Source organism: Methylobacterium variabile (assembly GCF_001043975.1).
Taxonomy (GTDB): Bacteria; Pseudomonadota; Alphaproteobacteria; order Rhizobiales; family Beijerinckiaceae; genus Methylobacterium; species Methylobacterium variabile.
In genome coordinates this window covers 1-15,477 of the sequence record NZ_LABY01000133.1, presented here as the reverse complement: position 1 = coordinate 15,477, position 15,477 = coordinate 1, and the positions used below count along the sequence as shown (strand labels likewise).

14 protein-coding genes are annotated in these 15,477 nt (G+C 72.0%); 12 read left to right on the top strand and 2 right to left on the bottom strand.

Annotation, left to right across the window (positions count from 1 at the left end; all coding sequences use genetic code 11):
* Positions 1 to 294 precede the first annotated feature (294 nt).
* From VQ02_RS19080 to VQ02_RS19050, 7 genes are all read left to right on the top strand, one after another.
* Positions 295 to 1,572: a methyl-accepting chemotaxis protein gene (locus VQ02_RS19080; protein WP_245239783.1), complete on the top strand. Its 1,278-nt coding sequence runs from the start codon at positions 295 to 297 to the stop codon at positions 1,570 to 1,572.
* Positions 1,573 to 1,674: 102 nt separating this feature from the next.
* The gene (locus VQ02_RS37290; protein WP_048445794.1) at positions 1,675 to 2,061 is read left to right on the top strand and encodes a YciI family protein; all 387 of its coding nucleotides are present in this window, start codon (positions 1,675 to 1,677) and stop codon (positions 2,059 to 2,061) included.
* Entirely contained in the window at positions 2,058 to 3,335 is a 1,278-nt protein-coding gene (locus tag VQ02_RS19070) for an RNA polymerase sigma factor (RefSeq protein ID WP_048445793.1), read from the top strand. The genes VQ02_RS37290 and VQ02_RS19070 overlap by 4 nt, the downstream gene beginning before the upstream one ends.
* Before the next feature lie 86 nt (positions 3,336 to 3,421).
* Positions 3,422 to 3,838 (top strand): VOC family protein, encoded by a 417-nt coding sequence (locus tag VQ02_RS19065; protein WP_048445792.1) that lies wholly within the window; start codon positions 3,422 to 3,424, stop codon positions 3,836 to 3,838.
* A gap of 90 nt (positions 3,839 to 3,928) precedes the next feature.
* Complete coding sequence (locus VQ02_RS19060; protein ID WP_048445796.1) at positions 3,929 to 4,393, top strand: SRPBCC family protein; 465 nt, start codon at positions 3,929 to 3,931, stop codon at positions 4,391 to 4,393.
* A gap of 24 nt (positions 4,394 to 4,417) precedes the next feature.
* Entirely contained in the window at positions 4,418 to 4,894 is a 477-nt protein-coding gene (locus VQ02_RS19055; RefSeq protein ID WP_048445791.1) for a VOC family protein, read from the top strand.
* 73 nt (positions 4,895 to 4,967) lie between these two features.
* On the top strand, positions 4,968 to 6,473 hold the full coding sequence (locus tag VQ02_RS19050; protein WP_048445790.1) for a sulfatase family protein: 1,506 nt from the start codon (positions 4,968 to 4,970) through the stop codon (positions 6,471 to 6,473).
* Positions 6,474 to 6,477: 4 nt separating this feature from the next.
* On the opposite strand, the gene VQ02_RS19045 is transcribed toward VQ02_RS19050, so the two are convergent.
* Both VQ02_RS19045 and VQ02_RS19040 read right to left on the bottom strand, forming a co-directional pair.
* The gene (locus VQ02_RS19045) at positions 6,478 to 7,248 is read right to left on the bottom strand and encodes a class I SAM-dependent methyltransferase (protein ID WP_048445789.1); all 771 of its coding nucleotides are present in this window, start codon (positions 7,246 to 7,248) and stop codon (positions 6,478 to 6,480) included.
* Positions 7,249 to 7,291: 43 nt separating this feature from the next.
* Entirely contained in the window at positions 7,292 to 8,461 is a 1,170-nt protein-coding gene (locus VQ02_RS19040) for an aminotransferase class I/II-fold pyridoxal phosphate-dependent enzyme (RefSeq protein ID WP_048445788.1), read from the bottom strand.
* A gap of 188 nt (positions 8,462 to 8,649) precedes the next feature.
* Here VQ02_RS19040 and VQ02_RS19035 point away from each other — a divergent pair, with 188 nt between their 5' ends.
* The 5 genes from VQ02_RS19035 (at position 8,650) to VQ02_RS19015 (ending at position 15,285) form a co-directional block, all read left to right on the top strand.
* Positions 8,650 to 9,453, top strand: coding sequence for a DsbA family protein (locus tag VQ02_RS19035; protein ID WP_048445787.1), 804 nt, complete (start codon positions 8,650 to 8,652; stop codon positions 9,451 to 9,453).
* A gap of 167 nt (positions 9,454 to 9,620) precedes the next feature.
* Positions 9,621 to 10,112: an acetyl-CoA carboxylase biotin carboxyl carrier protein gene (gene accB / locus VQ02_RS19030; RefSeq protein WP_048445786.1), complete on the top strand. Its 492-nt coding sequence runs from the start codon at positions 9,621 to 9,623 to the stop codon at positions 10,110 to 10,112.
* A gap of 115 nt (positions 10,113 to 10,227) precedes the next feature.
* Positions 10,228 to 11,583 carry an acetyl-CoA carboxylase biotin carboxylase subunit gene (gene accC / locus VQ02_RS19025; RefSeq protein ID WP_048445785.1) on the top strand — a complete coding sequence of 452 codons (1,356 nt, stop codon included), beginning with the start codon at positions 10,228 to 10,230 and terminating at the stop codon, positions 11,581 to 11,583.
* Between the two features lie 315 nt (positions 11,584 to 11,898).
* Positions 11,899 to 12,561, top strand: a complete 663-nt coding sequence (gene aat, locus VQ02_RS19020) for a leucyl/phenylalanyl-tRNA--protein transferase (RefSeq protein ID WP_048445784.1) — start codon at positions 11,899 to 11,901, stop codon at positions 12,559 to 12,561.
* Between the two features lie 261 nt (positions 12,562 to 12,822).
* Positions 12,823 to 15,285, top strand: coding sequence for a TonB-dependent receptor (locus VQ02_RS19015; RefSeq protein WP_048445783.1), 2,463 nt, complete (start codon positions 12,823 to 12,825; stop codon positions 15,283 to 15,285).
* Positions 15,286 to 15,477: the final 192 nt, after the last annotated feature.

Sequence of the window (15,477 nt, the reverse complement as noted above, 5' to 3'; positions counted from 1 at the left end):
CAAGGCGGCCAGAAAGGGAGCCAGCCATGCCTCTAATACCCTCGCGCCTTGGCATCGACGTGTCGATGCCAAGGCGTCCGGCGCATCAGCACCGGCGCCCGTTCGGGCTTGCCTTGCGCCTCCGAACGGGTCCGTTCGAAGGCGCGGCGGTATAACACGCTAGACGCCCGGATCGGCGGGCCATTAACCGAACGCACACCGGAATGGCGGGACATCGTCCCTGTCGTCACTGGATTTTCCGCCATGTTCCGTGCCCGTCGCACTCCGCCTCCCGTTGCCCTGGAGACGCCCGAGATGATCGAGGATCGTCTCGCCGGCCTCGTCGACAGGGCCGGCGAGGCCGGGGCGGACCTGCCGGGGCACGGCCGGCTCGCCGCCTCCCTCGGGCGCCTCCTCGGCCAGATGCGCAGCAGTGCCGCGGCCGATCTCGGCAGCACCGCCCGCGTCGCCGCGGAGGCCTCGGAGGCCGCCACGGTCCTCGGCTGGATGACCCACGATGCCGGCGAGATCGCCGGGCAGACCCGCGCCATGGCGGCGGCGGTCGAGGAGGTGGCGGCCTCGACCCGCGAGCTGGCCGGCCGCTCCCAGGACAGCGCCGAACGCGCCGAGCAGGCCCGGGACGGCATCGCCGCCTGCGCGGAGGACATGCGCGAGGCGAGCCGCACCATGGCGGCGATCGAGACCCATGCGGGCCAGATCGAGCAGCGCCTGACCGGCTTCGAGGGCGCGGCGCTGCAGATCCAGGAGATGGCCGGCACGATCGAGGCGATCTCGAGCCAGACCAACCTGCTGGCGCTCAACGCCACGATCGAGGCGGCGCGGGCCGGCGAGGCCGGCCGCGGCTTCGCGGTGGTGGCAGCCGAGGTCAAGCAGCTCTCCGGCCAGACCGCCCGGGCGACGGAGCAGATCCGCGGCCGCCTGGCGGTGCTGCTGCAGGAACTCGCCGCGATCCAGGCCGCCGTCGCCGAGAGCCGGCACGCGGTGGCGGACGGCAGCGCCGCAGTGACCCGGGTCGAGGCCCGGGTGGCGCAGGAGGGCGAGGCCGTGGCCCGCACGGCGGAGGGGATCCGGGCTCTCGCCGAGGTGCTGGGCCAGCAGGAAGCGGCGACGACGGAGATTTCCGCCGGCGTGCAGCAGGTCGCCGGCAAGGCCCAGAAGACCCGCAGCGAGATCGACGGCCTGATGGCGATCCTGGTGCGGGCCGAGGCTGCGGCGCAGGACGCGCTCGAGGCCGGCGCAGGGCGGGGCCTGCCGGCCTACGCGCTGCTGCGCCTGCCGGCGGACGTCGCGGTGTGGAAGCGCCGCCTGGCCGCGGCCCTGGTGGGCCTCGGGCCGGTGGCCGCCGCGGTGCCGCCCTTCGGCGCCGGTGCGGCGGCGGATCTCGGGCTCGACGCGGCCGATCCCGCCGCCGCCCGGGTGCTGGCCGCCTGCACCGAGGCGCAGCGCCACGCCGCCGCGATGGCCGACGCCCTCAAGGCGGGCGCCTGGGACCGGGCGATCCCGGCCTTCCAGGCCTTCGAGGCCGCCGCCAAGGCGATGGTCGCGGCGGCGGAAGGCGTGGCGCGGCCCTGAGGCGGGCCCCGGCGAGCGGCCGGTTCACCGCCGGGGGAGTTTTCGGCGATCCTTGTCGGATCCGGGCCGCGTCGCGCGTCCTGCGGACAGAAAGGGTAAGCCATGCTCTACGCCATCCTCTGCTACAAGGACGAGGACGTGGTCGCCGCCTGGAGCGAGGCGGAGGAAGCCGCGGTGATGGACCGGCTCGGCCGGGTTCACGAGGACCTGGAGCGCCAGGGGAAGCTCGGCCCCTCGCTGCGGCTCCTACCGACGACCGCTGCCACGACGCTGCGCAAGGCGAGCGAGCCACCGCTGGTGATCGACGGCCCCTTCGCCGAGACGAAGGAGCAGCTGCTCGGCTTCTACGTCGTGGAGGTCGCCGACCTCGACGAGGCCTTGCGCGTCGCCCGCGACCTCGCCGCCGCCAATCCGGGCGGCGCCTACGAGCTGCGCCCCGTCCTGCTCTACAATCCCGACCCTCGCCCGACCCGCGGCGGGCCGCGATGAGCGAGGCCTCGCCCGACGCCGCCTGGCTGGCGGCCGCCCTCGCGGCGGCCCGGCCGCGGGTTCTCGCCGCCCTGCTGCGGGTGTTTCGCGATCTCGACATCGCCGAGGAGGCCTTCCAGGAGGCGAGCCTGCGCGCCCTGCGGACCTGGCCCCGCACCGGGCCGCCGCGGGACGTCGCGGCCTGGCTGATCCTGGTCGGGCGCAACTCTGCCCTCGACGGCAAGCGCCGCCTCGCGCACCTGACGCCCCTGCCGCCGGACGACGCGGGATCGGGCGACGCCCTGTCGAACCTGGACGACGCCGAGACGCCCCTCGTCGAGGAGATCGACGCGCAGGCCTACCGCGACGACATCCTGCGGCTCCTGTTCATCTGCTGCCATCCGGACCTTCCGGCGACGCAGCAGATCGCCCTCGCCCTGCGCGTCGTCTCGGGGCTCACTGTCGCGCGCATCGCCCGCGCCTTCCTGGTCTCGGAGGCGGCGATGGAGCAGCGCCTCACCCGCGCCAAGGCGCGCATCGCCCGCAGCCCGGTGCCGTACGGGGCGCCGGGACCGGCCGAGCGCACCGAGCGGCTCGCTGCCGTCTCGGCCATGCTCTACCTCGTCTTCAATGCCGGCTACTCGGCGGCGACCGGCTCGGAGCGGGCGGCGCTCTGCGACGAGGCGATCCGCCTCGGCCGCCTGCTCCTGCGCCTGTTCGGCACCGACCCGGAGGTGATGGGCCTGCTTGCCCTGATGCTCCTCCAGCACGCCCGCGCGCCGGCCCGCTTCGACGCCGACGGCGAGATCATCCTGCTGGAGGACCAGGATCGCGGCCTGTGGCGCGGGCCGATGATCGCCGAGGGGCTCGCCCTCGTCGACAAGGCGATACGGCACCGGGCGCCGGGCCCGTACCAGGTCCAGGCGGCGATCGCCGCCCTGCACGCCCGCGCCACCCGCCCGCAGGACACCGACTGGGCGGGGATCGACGCGCTCTACGCGACCCTGGAGCGGATGCAGCCGTCGCCGGTCGTGACGCTCAACCGCGCGGTGGCGACCGCCAAGGTCGGCGGTCCGGCCGCCGGCCTCGCCCTCGTCGAGGCCCTGGCCGGGCCGCTCGGCGGGTACTTCCACTTCCACGGCCTGCGCGGCGCCCTCCTGATGCAGCTCGGGCGGCACCCGGAGGCCCGGGAGGCGATGGGGCGGGCGATCGCGCTGGCCGGCACGCCGGCCGAGGCCGCGCATATTCGCCGGCAGCTCGACCGAATGGTCGCGGCGGACGCGGAAAAAAACTGAAGCGGGGCTGTCGGGGAGCGGCCACGCCGCACGTCCTTGTCACGAGGCCGGGAGAAGATGGCCCGCCCACCAGAGGAGAGGACCACATGAGCAGCCACGATCCCGAGACCGCCCCCTGCCCGGTGAAGGGCGGCCTCGTCACCTACCTGATGCTGGACGGCGCCCTGAAGGCGGCCGAGTTCTACGCCCGCGCCTTCGGCGCCGAGATCGTGGACACGATGCCGGCGGACGAGCAGGGGCGGACGCCGCACGTGCATCTCCACGTCAACGGCTCGTCGCTGATGCTGAGCGACGCTTTTCCGGAGCACGGCTGCGCGCTCCAGGCGCCGCAGGCCTTCACCCTGACCCTGATGGTCGAGGACATCGACGCCCGCTACGCCCGCGCGGTCGAAGCGGGCGCGACCGGCGTGATGCCGCCGGCCGAGATGTTCTGGGGCGACCGCTACGGCCAGCTGCGCGACCCCTTCGGGGTGGTCTGGGCGATGAACCAGCGGAAACGCTGACCCGCCGCCCCTCGCCCGGACCGGACGCGGCGCGCCCCGCGCGCCAGGCCGCCGGTCCGTCCCATCCCCCCACCGACGCCGAGCATGGACATGACCGACACGAACGGGCGCGAGCTCGTCCTCACGCGCCTCATACCCGCCTCCCCCGCCGCGCTGTACCGGGCCTGGACCGAGCCGGAGCTGCTCAAGCAGTGGTTCGCGCCGAAACCCTTCGCGGTCGCCGAGGCCGAGACCGACCTGCGCCCCGGCGGCTCGACCCGCATCGTCATGCGGGGACCGGACGGAACCGAGTTCGCGAGCGCCGGAATCTACCTCGAGCTGGTCGAGAACGCGCGCATCGTCTTCACGGACGCCTATACCCGCGCCTGGGAGCCAGCGGAGAAGCCCTTCTTCACCGGCATCATCACCTTCGCGGCCGAGGGCGACGCCACCCGCTACACCGCCCGCGCCCTGCACTGGACGGCGGAGGATCGCGCCGCCCACGAGGCGATGGGCTTTCACGACGGCTGGGGCCGCTGCGCCGACCAGCTCGCCGACCTCGCCGCCCGGCTGTAGCCCCCCGTCCTCCGGAGAACCGCCATGACGCACGTCAGCACCTGCCTGTGGTTCGAGCGCGACGCCGAGGAGGCGGTGCGCACCTACGTCGCCCTCGTGCCGGGATCGAGCCTCGGGCCGATCATGCGCGCGCCGGGGCCCTGGCCCGGGGGCGAGCCCGGGGACGCGATCCTGGTGAGCTTCACCCTCGGCGGGCAGAGCTTCCAGGCGCTGAACGGCGGGAACCGGGCCGATTACGGCACCGCCGCCTCGATCTCCGTCTCGTGCCAGGACCAGGCCGAGGTCGACCGCCTGTGGGAGGCGCTGGTCGCCGATGGCGGGGCGGAGATCATGTGCGGCTGGCTGCGCGACCGCTGGGGCGTGCCGTGGCAGATCGTGCCGGAGATCCTGCCGCGCCTGCTCGCCGATCCGGATCCCGCCGTCGCCGCCCGAGTGTTCGCGGCGATGCAGGGCATGGTTCGGCTCGACGCCGCGGCCCTGGAGCGGGCGGCGGCCGGCTGACCCGCGGAGGGCCGGTTGCCCGCCGGCCCCCTGCCCCGTAGCGTGTTTGCGACGACTAACGGGGAGGATCGGCATGGCGGGAGTGACGCGCAGGCGCGTCCTGCGGAGCGCCGCGGCCGGAGCGGCGGCCTCGGCCCTGGCCGGGCCGCGGACGGCGCAAGCGGCGCAGCCTTCGGGCCAAGCGGCGCAGCCCCAGAACCGGGCGGCGCAGCCCTCGAACCAACCGGCGCAGCTCCCGAACATCGTCTTCATCATGGCCGACGACCTCGGCTACGCCGACGTCGCCTGCTACGGCAGGCCCGACATCGCCACCCCGCACATCGACCGGATCGCCGCCCGGGGGGTACGCTTCACGCAAGGCTACGCCAATTCGGCGGTGTGCTCGGCCACCCGCACGGCGCTCATCACCGGGCGCTACCAGTACCGCTTGGCCGTCGGGCTCGAGGAGCCCGTCACCACCCGCTTCACCGGCGGCCTGCCGGCGGACCACCCGACCCTGCCGGGGCTGCTGCGGCAGGTCGGCTACCGCACGGCTCTGGTCGGCAAGTGGCACCTCGGCAGCGTGCAGGATTACGGGCCGCTGCAGCGGGGCTACGACACCTTCTGGGGCTTTCGCGGCGGCACCATCGACTACTTCAGCCACCGCGGCACCGACGACAAGCCGGACCTGTGGGACAGCGACGTGCGGATCGAGGAGGTCGGCTACGCCACCCACCTGCTGGGCAAGCGGGCCGTCGAGACGATCGCGGCGTCGGTCAAGGCCGGGCGTCCGTTCTTCCTCAGCCTGCACTTCAACGCGCCGCACTGGCCGTGGGAGACCCCGGACGACGAGGCCGAGTCGCGCCGCATCGCCGGGAGCAACCTGCGCCACTTCGACGGCGGTACCCAGGAGACATACCGGCGCATCATCGCCGAGATGGACACCCAGATCGGCCGCGTCCTCGACGCGCTGGAGGCGAGCGGCGTCGCCGAGGACACCATCGTGGTGTTCACGAGCGACAACGGCGGCGAGCGCTTCTCCGACACCTGGCCGTTCACCGGCCGCAAGACCGAGCTCCTGGAGGGCGGCCTGCGGATCCCGGCCCTGATGTCGTGGCCGCGTCGGCTGAAGGGGGCCCACGTCTCGGACCAGCCGATGATCACCATGGACTGGCTGCCGACGCTGCTCGCCGCCGCCGGCACGGCGCCGGACGCAGGCTACCCGTCCGACGGCATCGACCTCCTGCCGATCCTGACCGGGCAGGCGCCGGAGCGCCCGCGCACCCTCCACTGGCGCTACCGGGCCAATGCCCAGGCGGCGATGCGCGACGGCAACCTCAAGTACCTCAAGATCCGCGACAACACCTTCCTGTTCGACGTGGTCGCCGATCCGCTCGAGCGGGCGAACCTCAAGACCCGTCGCCCGGAGGACTTTTCGCGATTGCAGGCGGCTTGGGCGGGCTGGGCCGCCACCATGCTGCCGGAGCGCCCGGACAGCTTCACGGAGACCTATACGGGATCGCAGCTCGCCGACCATTTCGGAGCGGGCGAAGCGCCGACCCCACCCCGCCCGGCCGCCGCCGGCGAGTCGCCGCGCTGAGGGCTCAACCGACGCGCTCGCACCAGTAGACGTGCGTCCGGTACGGAAACGTCACCTCGGACCGCCCGGCCAGCTCCGGCGTGCGGGCGATCAGGTCCCGCACGCTCTCCGCCACCCCCGCGCGCTCCGCCTCCGGCAGAGCCGCAATGAAGCTCACCGACAGGGTGCGGTCGAGGATCACCTGCTCCGGGGTCCCGGTATGGCCATGGGCGAACACGTCTTCGTGCAGCGGGCCGAAGCCCTCGGCCGGGAGGACCGTCCGCCACGCTCCGGTGTGGTAGCGCGGCGCGTCGCCCTCGTGGGCGTTCATGATCCGCGTCAGCGCCGCGACCCAGGGCGTCGCCTCGTCGCGGACGTTCCAGACCAGGCCGAGCCGGCCGCCGACCTTCAGCACCCGGCGGATCTCGGCCAGCGCCGCCGGGGTCGCGAACCAGTGGAAGGCCTGGGCGCAGACCACGGCGTCGAGGCTCGCATCCGGCAGCGGGATCGCCTCGGCGGAGCCGGCGAGCGCCGTCACGCCGGGCAGGGCAGCGGCGAGTTGCGCCCGCATGGCGTCGACCGGCTCGATCGCGGTCACCTCGGCGCCGGTGGCGGCGAGCAGCCCGGTGAACTTGCCGGTGCCGGCGCCGAGATCCGCCACCGTGCGTCCGGGCCCGACGCGCAGGCCGTCGCGCAGCCACGCGCTCAGCGCCGCCGGGTAGTCCGGCCGGCCCTTGGCGTAGGTCCCGGCGCCGGAGGCGAAGCCGGCTGCGGCGGCGGGGTGCAGGTCGCTCATGTCAGGTCGTTCACCGCAAGCTCGCTCATCTCCCGTACTCCGCTCAGCCAAGCCAGCCCTTCAGCCGCCGCACCGCCTCGTGCGCCTCGGCCTCGCCGCCGGCGAAGGAGAGGCGCAGGTGGTGCGCCCCGGCCTCGGGATCGAAGTCGAGGCCGGGTGTGGCCGCGACCCCGGCCTCGTCGAGCATGCGGCGGCAGAAGCCGATCGAGTCGTTGGTGAGGCGGGCGACGTCGGCGTAGAGGTAGAAGGCGCCGTCGGCCGGGTGGACGTCGCCGAGGCCGAGCGCCGGCAACTCGGTGAGAAGCAGCGCCCGGGCGCGGGCGTAGTCGGCCTTCACGGCCTCCAGCTCCTCGGTGGCATCGAAGGCGGCGAGCGCGGCGACCTGCGACAGGTAGGGCGCCGAGATATAGAGGTTCTGCGCGAGCCGCTCGATCGGCCGCACCAGGGCCTCCGGCACCACCATCCAGCCGATGCGCCAGCCGGTCATGCAGTAGTACTTCGAGAACGAGTTGATGACGACCGCGTCCGGATCGACCGCGAGCGCCGTCGCGGCGGGTTGGCCGTAGGTCAGGCCGTGGTAGATCTCGTCCGAGATGAAGCGCAGGTTCATCTCGCGGCAGGCCTGCGCCAGGGCCCCGAGGCCGGCGGCATCGATCATCGTACCGGACGGGTTGGCCGGGCTCATCACCAGGACCCCGGAGAGCGGCGCGGCGGCGTGAGCGGTCCTCAGCGCCGCGGCGGTCGGCACGAATCCGTCCTCGGCCCGCAGGGTCAGCCCGACCGGCTCGAGGTCGACGGCCTGGAGCACCGAGCGGTAGGCCGGGTAGCCGGGGGCGGAGATCGCCACCCGCCCGCCGGCATCGAACAGGCTCAGGAAGGCGAGCACGAAGCCCGCCGAGGAGCCGGTGGTGACGACGACCCGCTCCGGCGCCACCGACACGCCGTAGGCCTCGGCGTAGTGGCGGGCGATGCGCTCGCGCAAGGGGGCGATGCCCAGCGCCTCGGTGTAGGGGATGCGCCCGGCGGAGAGCGCCGCTTGCGCCGCCGCGATGGCGGCCCGGGGCGCCGGGGCCGAGGGCTGGCCCACCTCCATGTGCACCACCGTGCCGCCCTGCCGCTCCCGCCGGGCCGCGGCGGCGAGCACGTCCATCGCCAGGAAGGGCGCGACGCGGGCGGCGCGGCGGGAGACCAGGGTGTCGGCGGGATCGGGCATGGCGGGCCTTGGCATGAGGTCGGCGTGTGCCCCCGCACATAGCGGGGTTGCGGCCGGATTGCGCCCCCGCCGTCGGCGCGAGCGTTGATTTGACAAGCCCGCCGCGAAACCGCCTAACCGGCGGGTCAAGGAGCGCGTCGCCGCGCTGGCCGCGCCCCACCGACACGGACGACCCCGAGAGGACGACGATGCTGCCCCTGCCCCGCCTTCTGCCTGCCCTCGCCGTCGCGGGCCTCGTCGCCGCGGTCGCCCCGACCCAAGCCCAGTCGCCGACCACGACGCCGGGCACCGCGGCCGCGGCGCCGATGACCGACGCCCAGCGCCAGGCGATCGAGGGGATCGTGCGCGACTACCTGCTCAAGAACCCCGAGGTGCTGCAGGAGGCGATGACCGAGCTGGAGAAGCGCCAGCAGGAGGCCCAGAAGGTGGCCCAGGCCAGCGCCCTCAAGGAGACCCGGGACACCCTGCACAACTCGCCGCACGGCTTCGTGGCCGGCAACCCCAACGGCGACGTCACCGTGGTCGAGTTCTTCGACTACAATTGCGGCTACTGCAAGCGGGCGCTCGCCGACATCCAGTCCCTGATCAAGGGCGACCCCAAGCTGAAGGTCGTGCTGCGGGACTTCCCCGTCCTCGGCCCGGAATCCCTCGAGGCCAGCAAGGTGGCGCTCGCCGCCAAGCAGCAGCTGAAGGGCGACAAGCTGTTCGACTACCACGTCCGCCTGCTCGAGAGCCGCGGCCGGGTGAACGGCGAGCGGGCGATCGCCGTCGCCAAGGAGATGGGCCTCGACATCGCCAAGCTGCAGCGGGACATGCAGGCGCCCGAGGTCCAGGCGGCCCTGCAGGAGAATGTCGGCCTGGGCGACAAGCTCGGCCTTTCGGGCACCCCCGCCTTCATCATCGGCGACGAGATCATCCCGGGCGCCGTCGGCGTCGAGCCGATCCGCAAGACCGTGGCGGGCGTGCGCCAGTGCGGCCACGCCACCTGCTGAGCCGCCCGGACCCGCTCCGGCCCGTCGCGCCGGCGCCCCTATCGCGCGCCGGCCGCATGGTCTAAGAGCGCGCCGAATCGCCCGCCGGGCAGAGCACCCCGCGTCGTCCGCGCGCCGACCCGGCGGGCCAGTCCCCGCTTCCTCATCAACGATTGCCGAAGACCGCCGTGCCCCCCAGCAACAAGCATGACCCGTTCGACCCCGATCTCGTGCGCGAGCTCGCGACCCTGATCGCCGAGACCGACCTCAGCGAGATCGAGGTCGAGAAGGGCGACCTGCGCATCCGCGTCGCCCGTGATCGCGTCGTGCAGCAGATCCAGGTCCCGGTCGCGAGTGCCGTCGCCCCGCCGCTGCCCGCCGCCGCGATCCCGTCCGCAGCCCCGGCGCCCGCCGCCGACGCCGACCCGAAGGCGCTGGCCTCCCATCCGGGCGCGGTGCTCTCGCCGATGGTCGGCACCGCCTACCGCAAGCCCTCGCCGGAGGCGAAGACCTTCGTCGAGGTCGGCTCGCGGGTCGAGAGCGGCGCCCGGGTGCTGCTCGTCGAGGCGATGAAGACCTTCAACGACATCGTGGCGCCGCGCGCCGGCACCGTGACGGCGATCTTCATCGAGGACGGGCAGCCGGTCGAGTTCGGCGAGCCCCTGCTGCTGATCGAGTGACCGCTCGGCAGACCTGCGTCGGCGCGCCGACGCTTCGTCCGCTTGGTGTCTTGTTGTGCCGCAGGTTTTCATCGCAAGACCGGCGGCCGTTTTTGCGAAACCTGCTTAGGCGCCCATGTTCGACAAGATCCTGATCGCGAACCGGGGCGAGATCGCGCTCCGGATCCTGCGGGCCGCCAAGGAGCTCGGCATCGCGACCGTGGCGGTGCACTCCACCGCCGATGCCGATGCCATGCACGTGCGGCTCGCCGACGAGAGCGTCTGCATCGGCCCGCCGCCGGCCCGCGACAGCTACCTCAACATCCCGTCGATCATCGCCGCCTGCGAGATCACCGGCGCCGACGCGGTGCATCCGGGCTACGGCTTCCTGTCGGAGAACGCCCGCTTCGCCGAGGTGCTCAACCACCACGGCATCGGCTTCATCGGCCCGAAGGCCGAGCACATCCGCGTGATGGGCGACAAGATCGAGGCCAAGCGCACCGCCAAGCGCCTCGGCATCCCGTGCGTGCCCGGCTCCGAGGGCGGGGTCACCGACACCGACGAGGCCAAGCGGATCGCCGCCGACATCGGCTACCCGGTGCTGATCAAGGCAGCCTCCGGCGGCGGCGGCCGCGGCATGAAGGTCGCCCGCAGCGAGGCCGATCTCGAATCGGCGCTGATGACCGCCCGCACCGAGGCGAAGGCCGCCTTCGGCGACGACGCGGTCTACATCGAGAAGTACCTCGAGAAGCCGCGCCACATCGAGGTGCAGGTGCTCGGCGACGGCCGCGGCAACGCCATCCACCTCGCCGAGCGCGACTGCTCGCTGCAGCGCCGCCACCAGAAGGTCTGGGAGGAGGGCCCCTCCCCGGCTCTGAACGCCGAGATGCGCGAGCAGATCGGCGGCACGGTCGCCCGGGCGATGCAGGAGCTGGGCTATCTCGGCGCCGGCACGATCGAGTTCCTCTACGAGGACGGGCAGTTCTACTTCATCGAGATGAACACCCGGATTCAGGTGGAGCATCCCGTCACGGAGATGATCACCGGGATCGACCTCGTCAACGAGCAGATCCGGGTGGCGGCGGGCGCCCCCCTGTCGGTGCGCCAGGAGGACGTGCGGGTCGAGGGCCACGCCATCGAGTGCCGGATCAACGCCGAGCACCCGGCTACCTTCCGGCCCTCGCCCGGCACCATCACCTACTTCCACCCTCCGGGCGGCCTCGGCGTGCGGGTCGATTCGGCGGCCTTCCAGGGCTATCGCATCCCGCCGCACTACGACTCGCTGATGGGCAAGCTCATCGTCCACGGCCGCACCCGCAACGAGTGCCTGATGCGCCTGCGCCGGGCGCTGGACGAGTTCGTGGTCGCCGGCGTTGACACGACGCTGCCGCTGTTCCGCACCCTGGTGCGCAACGCCGACATCCAGAACGGCCTCTACGACATCCACTGGCTCGAGGAGTTCCTCAAGACCGGCGGCCTCGAGGTCGCCTGAGGCCGGGCGGAGCGGGAAGCCTGGGAGGGGCGCCTTGGCGGCGCCCCTTCGCGTGTCCGGGTGTGCATCTCCGGGGACGGCAGCCCGGCGATCAATCGGGCGCATTTTCTCTGCACGGGCGGAGCCGCTTCGTCAGTTCCGCCTCCGGCGGACCGAGGCGCCGACCGGGAGACGACAGCCCGCGGCCCAGAGCCGCGGGCCGTTCCTCGTCGCGCGAAGCGGCACGCCCTATTTCTGCCAGGCCTCCGTCTTGCCAAGGCTCGGGCCGGGTGGAGGTTGCCCTCGCCCGCGCAATGCGCTCGGAAACCCGCGTCGATGCACGGCAGCCTGAACGTCGAGATCACCGCCGAGATCCTGCTCAAGGCCTACGCGGCCGGCATCTTCCCGATGGCGGAGGACGCTGACGACCCGACCCTCTACTGGGTCGAGCCGAAGGAGCGGGGCATCCTTCCCCTCGAGCGCTTCCACCTCGGCCAGCGCCTCGCCCGCACGGTGCGCAACGGCGGCTTCGAGGTCGTGACCGACCGCGACTTCGACGCGGTCATCGAGGGCTGCGCCGCACCCCGGCGGGACAGCGACCGCACCTGGATCAACGGCCGCATCCGCGCGCTCTACGGCGAGCTGTTCGATCTCGGCCACTGCCACACCGTGGAGGTCTATGCCGGCGAGCCCCGTGCCCTGGTCGGCGGCCTCTACGGCGTGTCCCTGGGCGCGGCGTTCTTCGGCGAGAGCATGTTCCACGTCGCCCGGGACGCCTCGAAGGTCGCCCTCGTGCACCTCGCCGCCCGGCTCAGGCGCGGCGGCTACCGGCTGCTGGATGCCCAGTTCGTCACCAGCCACCTCGCCCAGTTCGGCGCCGAGGAGGTCCCGCGCCACGTCTACAAGGCGCTGCTGCGGGACGCGATCGCCCGACCGGCGCAGTGGGACGACGCGCCGCTCACCGGCGCCGAGGCCGTCGCGCTGCTTGACCGGCCCTGAGAAGACAGTCGATCTTTCGGGATATTCAAGCAAAGGCGATTGCCGGATATTCCCGATCGAAGTCTCCGCTCCACCTCGGATTGTTGCGAGAACGTCACGCGCAGCGATCGTCGCACCCCAAGTCTGCCCTGGAACTGCCGGATTGTGCAATGCCCCTTCGGGCGGGATTGCGACAGCACCGTGAAGATCGTTATCTCTCGTGCCCAGGGGGGCGCCACAAGGCGTCACAAACAAGAACACGGGTGGGGGAGTTTGTCGGTCATGGTGGCGTCGCGCTGGGACCTTCTCGTCACGACCGCTCTCGTCTCCGCGGTCCTCCTCGGGCCGGCGGCAGCGCAAGGGACCATCGCCCTCGAGACGATCGACGTCGTCCCGGTGACGCCGGTGGCGGGGGCCGCCGGCACCGGGCGCTCCGCGACGGGGGAGCGGATCGACGGCGGCAGCCTGCCGCTCGCCAAGGTTCCGTTCACGGTCGAGACCGTGACGGCGCGGAAGTTCGAGCAGGACCGCGCCACCCTCGATCCGACCTTCACCCTCGCCCGCACCACGCCGGGCGTGAACCTGTCGGACGGCCAGGGCAACAGCTTCCGCCAGACCCTGACCTATCGCGGCTTCGACGCCTCGCCGCTGCTCGGCGCGCCGCAGGGGCTCGCCGTCTACCAGAACGGCACCCGCATCAACGAGGCGTTCGGCGACGTGGTGAACTGGGACCTGATCCCGCAGGTCGCCATCAACCGCATCGACATCGTCACCGGCAACCCGATCTTCGGCCTCAACGCGCTCGGCGGCGCGGTCAACATCGAGATGAAGAACGGCTTCACCTGGCAGGGCAAGGAAGTCTCGGTGATCGGCGGCTCGGACGGCCGCATCCTCGGCACCCTGCAATACGGCGAGGTGATCGGCCCCTGGAGCTTCTACTTCGCCGGCGAGGGCCTGCGCGACGCCGGCTGGCGCTACCAGTCGCCCTCCGAGATCGGCCGCGTCTACGCCGATATCGGACACAGCACCCTCGATTCCGAGTTCCACGTCATCGCCTCGGGCGCCAAGACCTTCTTCGGCGCCGCCGCGGCCTCGCCGGTCGACTTCACCCGTAACAACGAGCGGGCGATCTTCACCTGGCCGCAATCGATCGACACCGAGGTCGGCCAGATCCAGGTCACCGGCAAGGTCAACATCTCGCCGACCTGGGACCTCTCGGGCAACGCCTATGTCCGCCGCTTCAGCCAGTTCGTGGTCGACGGCAACGACGGCAACTTCGAGAATTGCAGCACGCGCTCGAACTTCCGCGGCTCGCTCTGCTTCGAGGATGACGGCTTCTCGGCAGCACCCGGCCAGACCCAGGCGCAGTTCCGCAACCAGTTCCTGATCCTGGGACCGCGCAACCAGCAGATCCCGTTCACCCCCGGCGTGCCCTACGGCACCTACGACACGGTGCGCACCGAGGCGACCGGCTACGGCGGCACGCTCCAGGCGACGAACCGCGACCGCATCTTCGACCGGCCCAACACCTTCATCGTCGGCGGCAGCATCGACGTCGCGAATTACAGCTTCAAGTCGGGCAGCACGCTGGGCGTCATCAACCCCGACCTGAGCGTCACCACGAACCCGAACAACCCGTATTACGGCAACATCCCGGGCCTCGGCGTGGGCCCGATCCGCACCGCCGCGGCGCTCGGCATCGCACCGAGCGGGGTCACCGGCTCGAACCTCTACATGGGGCTCTACGCCCTCGACACCTTCGACCTCACCGACAGGCTCTCGCTCACCGCCGGGGCGCGGCTGAACTTCGCCCGCATCTCGACCCAGGATCAGACGGGCTTCTCGCCCGACGTCACCGGCACGCACTACTTCAACCGCATCAACCCGGTGGCCGGGCTGACCTACCGCTTCTATCCCTGGCTCAACCTCTACGGCGGCTACTCCGAGTCGAACCGGGCGCCGACGCCGCTCGAGCTCGCCTGCGCCAATCCCGACCGGCCCTGCCTGCTGCCGAACTCCCTCGTCGCCGACCCGCCCCTGAAGCAGGTCGAGGCGCGCACCTACGAGGTCGGTTTCCGCGGCACGGTGCCGGATTTCTACGAGGGCGGTCTCCTGAACTACAAGATCGGCGCCTTCCGCACCGATCTCACCAACGACATCCTGCAGGTTGCGGTGCCGGGCAACGCGGCGCGCGGCTACTTCGTGAACGTGCCGGCGACCCAGCGGCAGGGCATCGAGGTCGCGGCCGAGTACGTCACCGGGCGCCTCAGCCTCTACGCCAACTACGCCCTCATCGACGCCACCTTCCGGTTCCGCGGCGAGCTCTCCTCGCCCAACAACCCGCTCGCCGATGACGGCCTCATCACCGTGCGCCCGGGCAACAAGGTGCCGCTGATCCCCGACCACCAGTTCAAGGCCGGCTTCGAGTACGCGATCACGCCGTTCTGGCGCTTCGGCATGAACATGCAGGCTTTCTCGTCGTCCTACTTCCGTGGCGACGAGTCGAACCTCAATCGCAAGCTGCCCGCCTACTTCACCGCCAACCTCAACACCAGCTTCCAGGTGACGCAGAACCTGCAGGTCTTCGCCCTGGTGACGAACCTGTTCAACAACCGCTACGCCAATTTCGGCACCTTCCTGGAGCGCGACGACAACTTCGCCGGGCGCTACAACCTGAACGACCCGCGCACCACCACCCTGGTGCAGCCGCTCTCGGTCTACGGCGGCGTCCGGATGACCTGGTAGGCGCGACCGGTCCGATTGACTTCGGGCCCGCCGGCAGGTTCGTGTCGCGCAGGGCCGTCCGGAGACCCCTTCGGGACCGGAATGGCGCGGGATCCCCTCCCCCTGTGCGGGAGAGAGGATCCCGCGCATCTTCTTTTCTCCGCACAGCCTGCGCGTCGCGGGACTCCCCCGCTGCCCCGAGAGCCCGTTGCG

Bases quoted from the DNA above. Each gene is read 5' to 3' on its own strand.
- VQ02_RS19080 (WP_245239783.1), top strand. From the start codon at position 295: ATGATCGAGGATCGTCTCGCCGGCCTCGTCGACAGGGCCGGCGAGGCC.
- VQ02_RS37290 (WP_048445794.1), top strand. From the start codon at position 1,675: ATGCTCTACGCCATCCTCTGCTACAAGGACGAGGACGTGGTCGCCGCC.
- VQ02_RS19070 (WP_048445793.1), top strand. From the start codon at position 2,058: ATGAGCGAGGCCTCGCCCGACGCCGCCTGGCTGGCGGCCGCCCTCGCG.
- VQ02_RS19065 (WP_048445792.1), top strand. From the start codon at position 3,422: ATGAGCAGCCACGATCCCGAGACCGCCCCCTGCCCGGTGAAGGGCGGC.
- VQ02_RS19060 (WP_048445796.1), top strand. From the start codon at position 3,929: ATGACCGACACGAACGGGCGCGAGCTCGTCCTCACGCGCCTCATACCC.
- VQ02_RS19055 (WP_048445791.1), top strand. From the start codon at position 4,418: ATGACGCACGTCAGCACCTGCCTGTGGTTCGAGCGCGACGCCGAGGAG.
- VQ02_RS19050 (WP_048445790.1), top strand. From the start codon at position 4,968: ATGGCGGGAGTGACGCGCAGGCGCGTCCTGCGGAGCGCCGCGGCCGGA.
- VQ02_RS19045 (WP_048445789.1), bottom strand. From the start codon at position 7,248: ATGAGCGACCTGCACCCCGCCGCCGCAGCCGGCTTCGCCTCCGGCGCC.
- VQ02_RS19040 (WP_048445788.1), bottom strand. From the start codon at position 8,461: ATGCCCGATCCCGCCGACACCCTGGTCTCCCGCCGCGCCGCCCGCGTC.
- VQ02_RS19035 (WP_048445787.1), top strand. From the start codon at position 8,650: ATGCTGCCCCTGCCCCGCCTTCTGCCTGCCCTCGCCGTCGCGGGCCTC.
- accC (WP_048445785.1), top strand. From the start codon at position 10,228: ATGTTCGACAAGATCCTGATCGCGAACCGGGGCGAGATCGCGCTCCGG.
- aat (WP_048445784.1), top strand. From the start codon at position 11,899: ATGCACGGCAGCCTGAACGTCGAGATCACCGCCGAGATCCTGCTCAAG.
- VQ02_RS19015 (WP_048445783.1), top strand. From the start codon at position 12,823: ATGGTGGCGTCGCGCTGGGACCTTCTCGTCACGACCGCTCTCGTCTCC.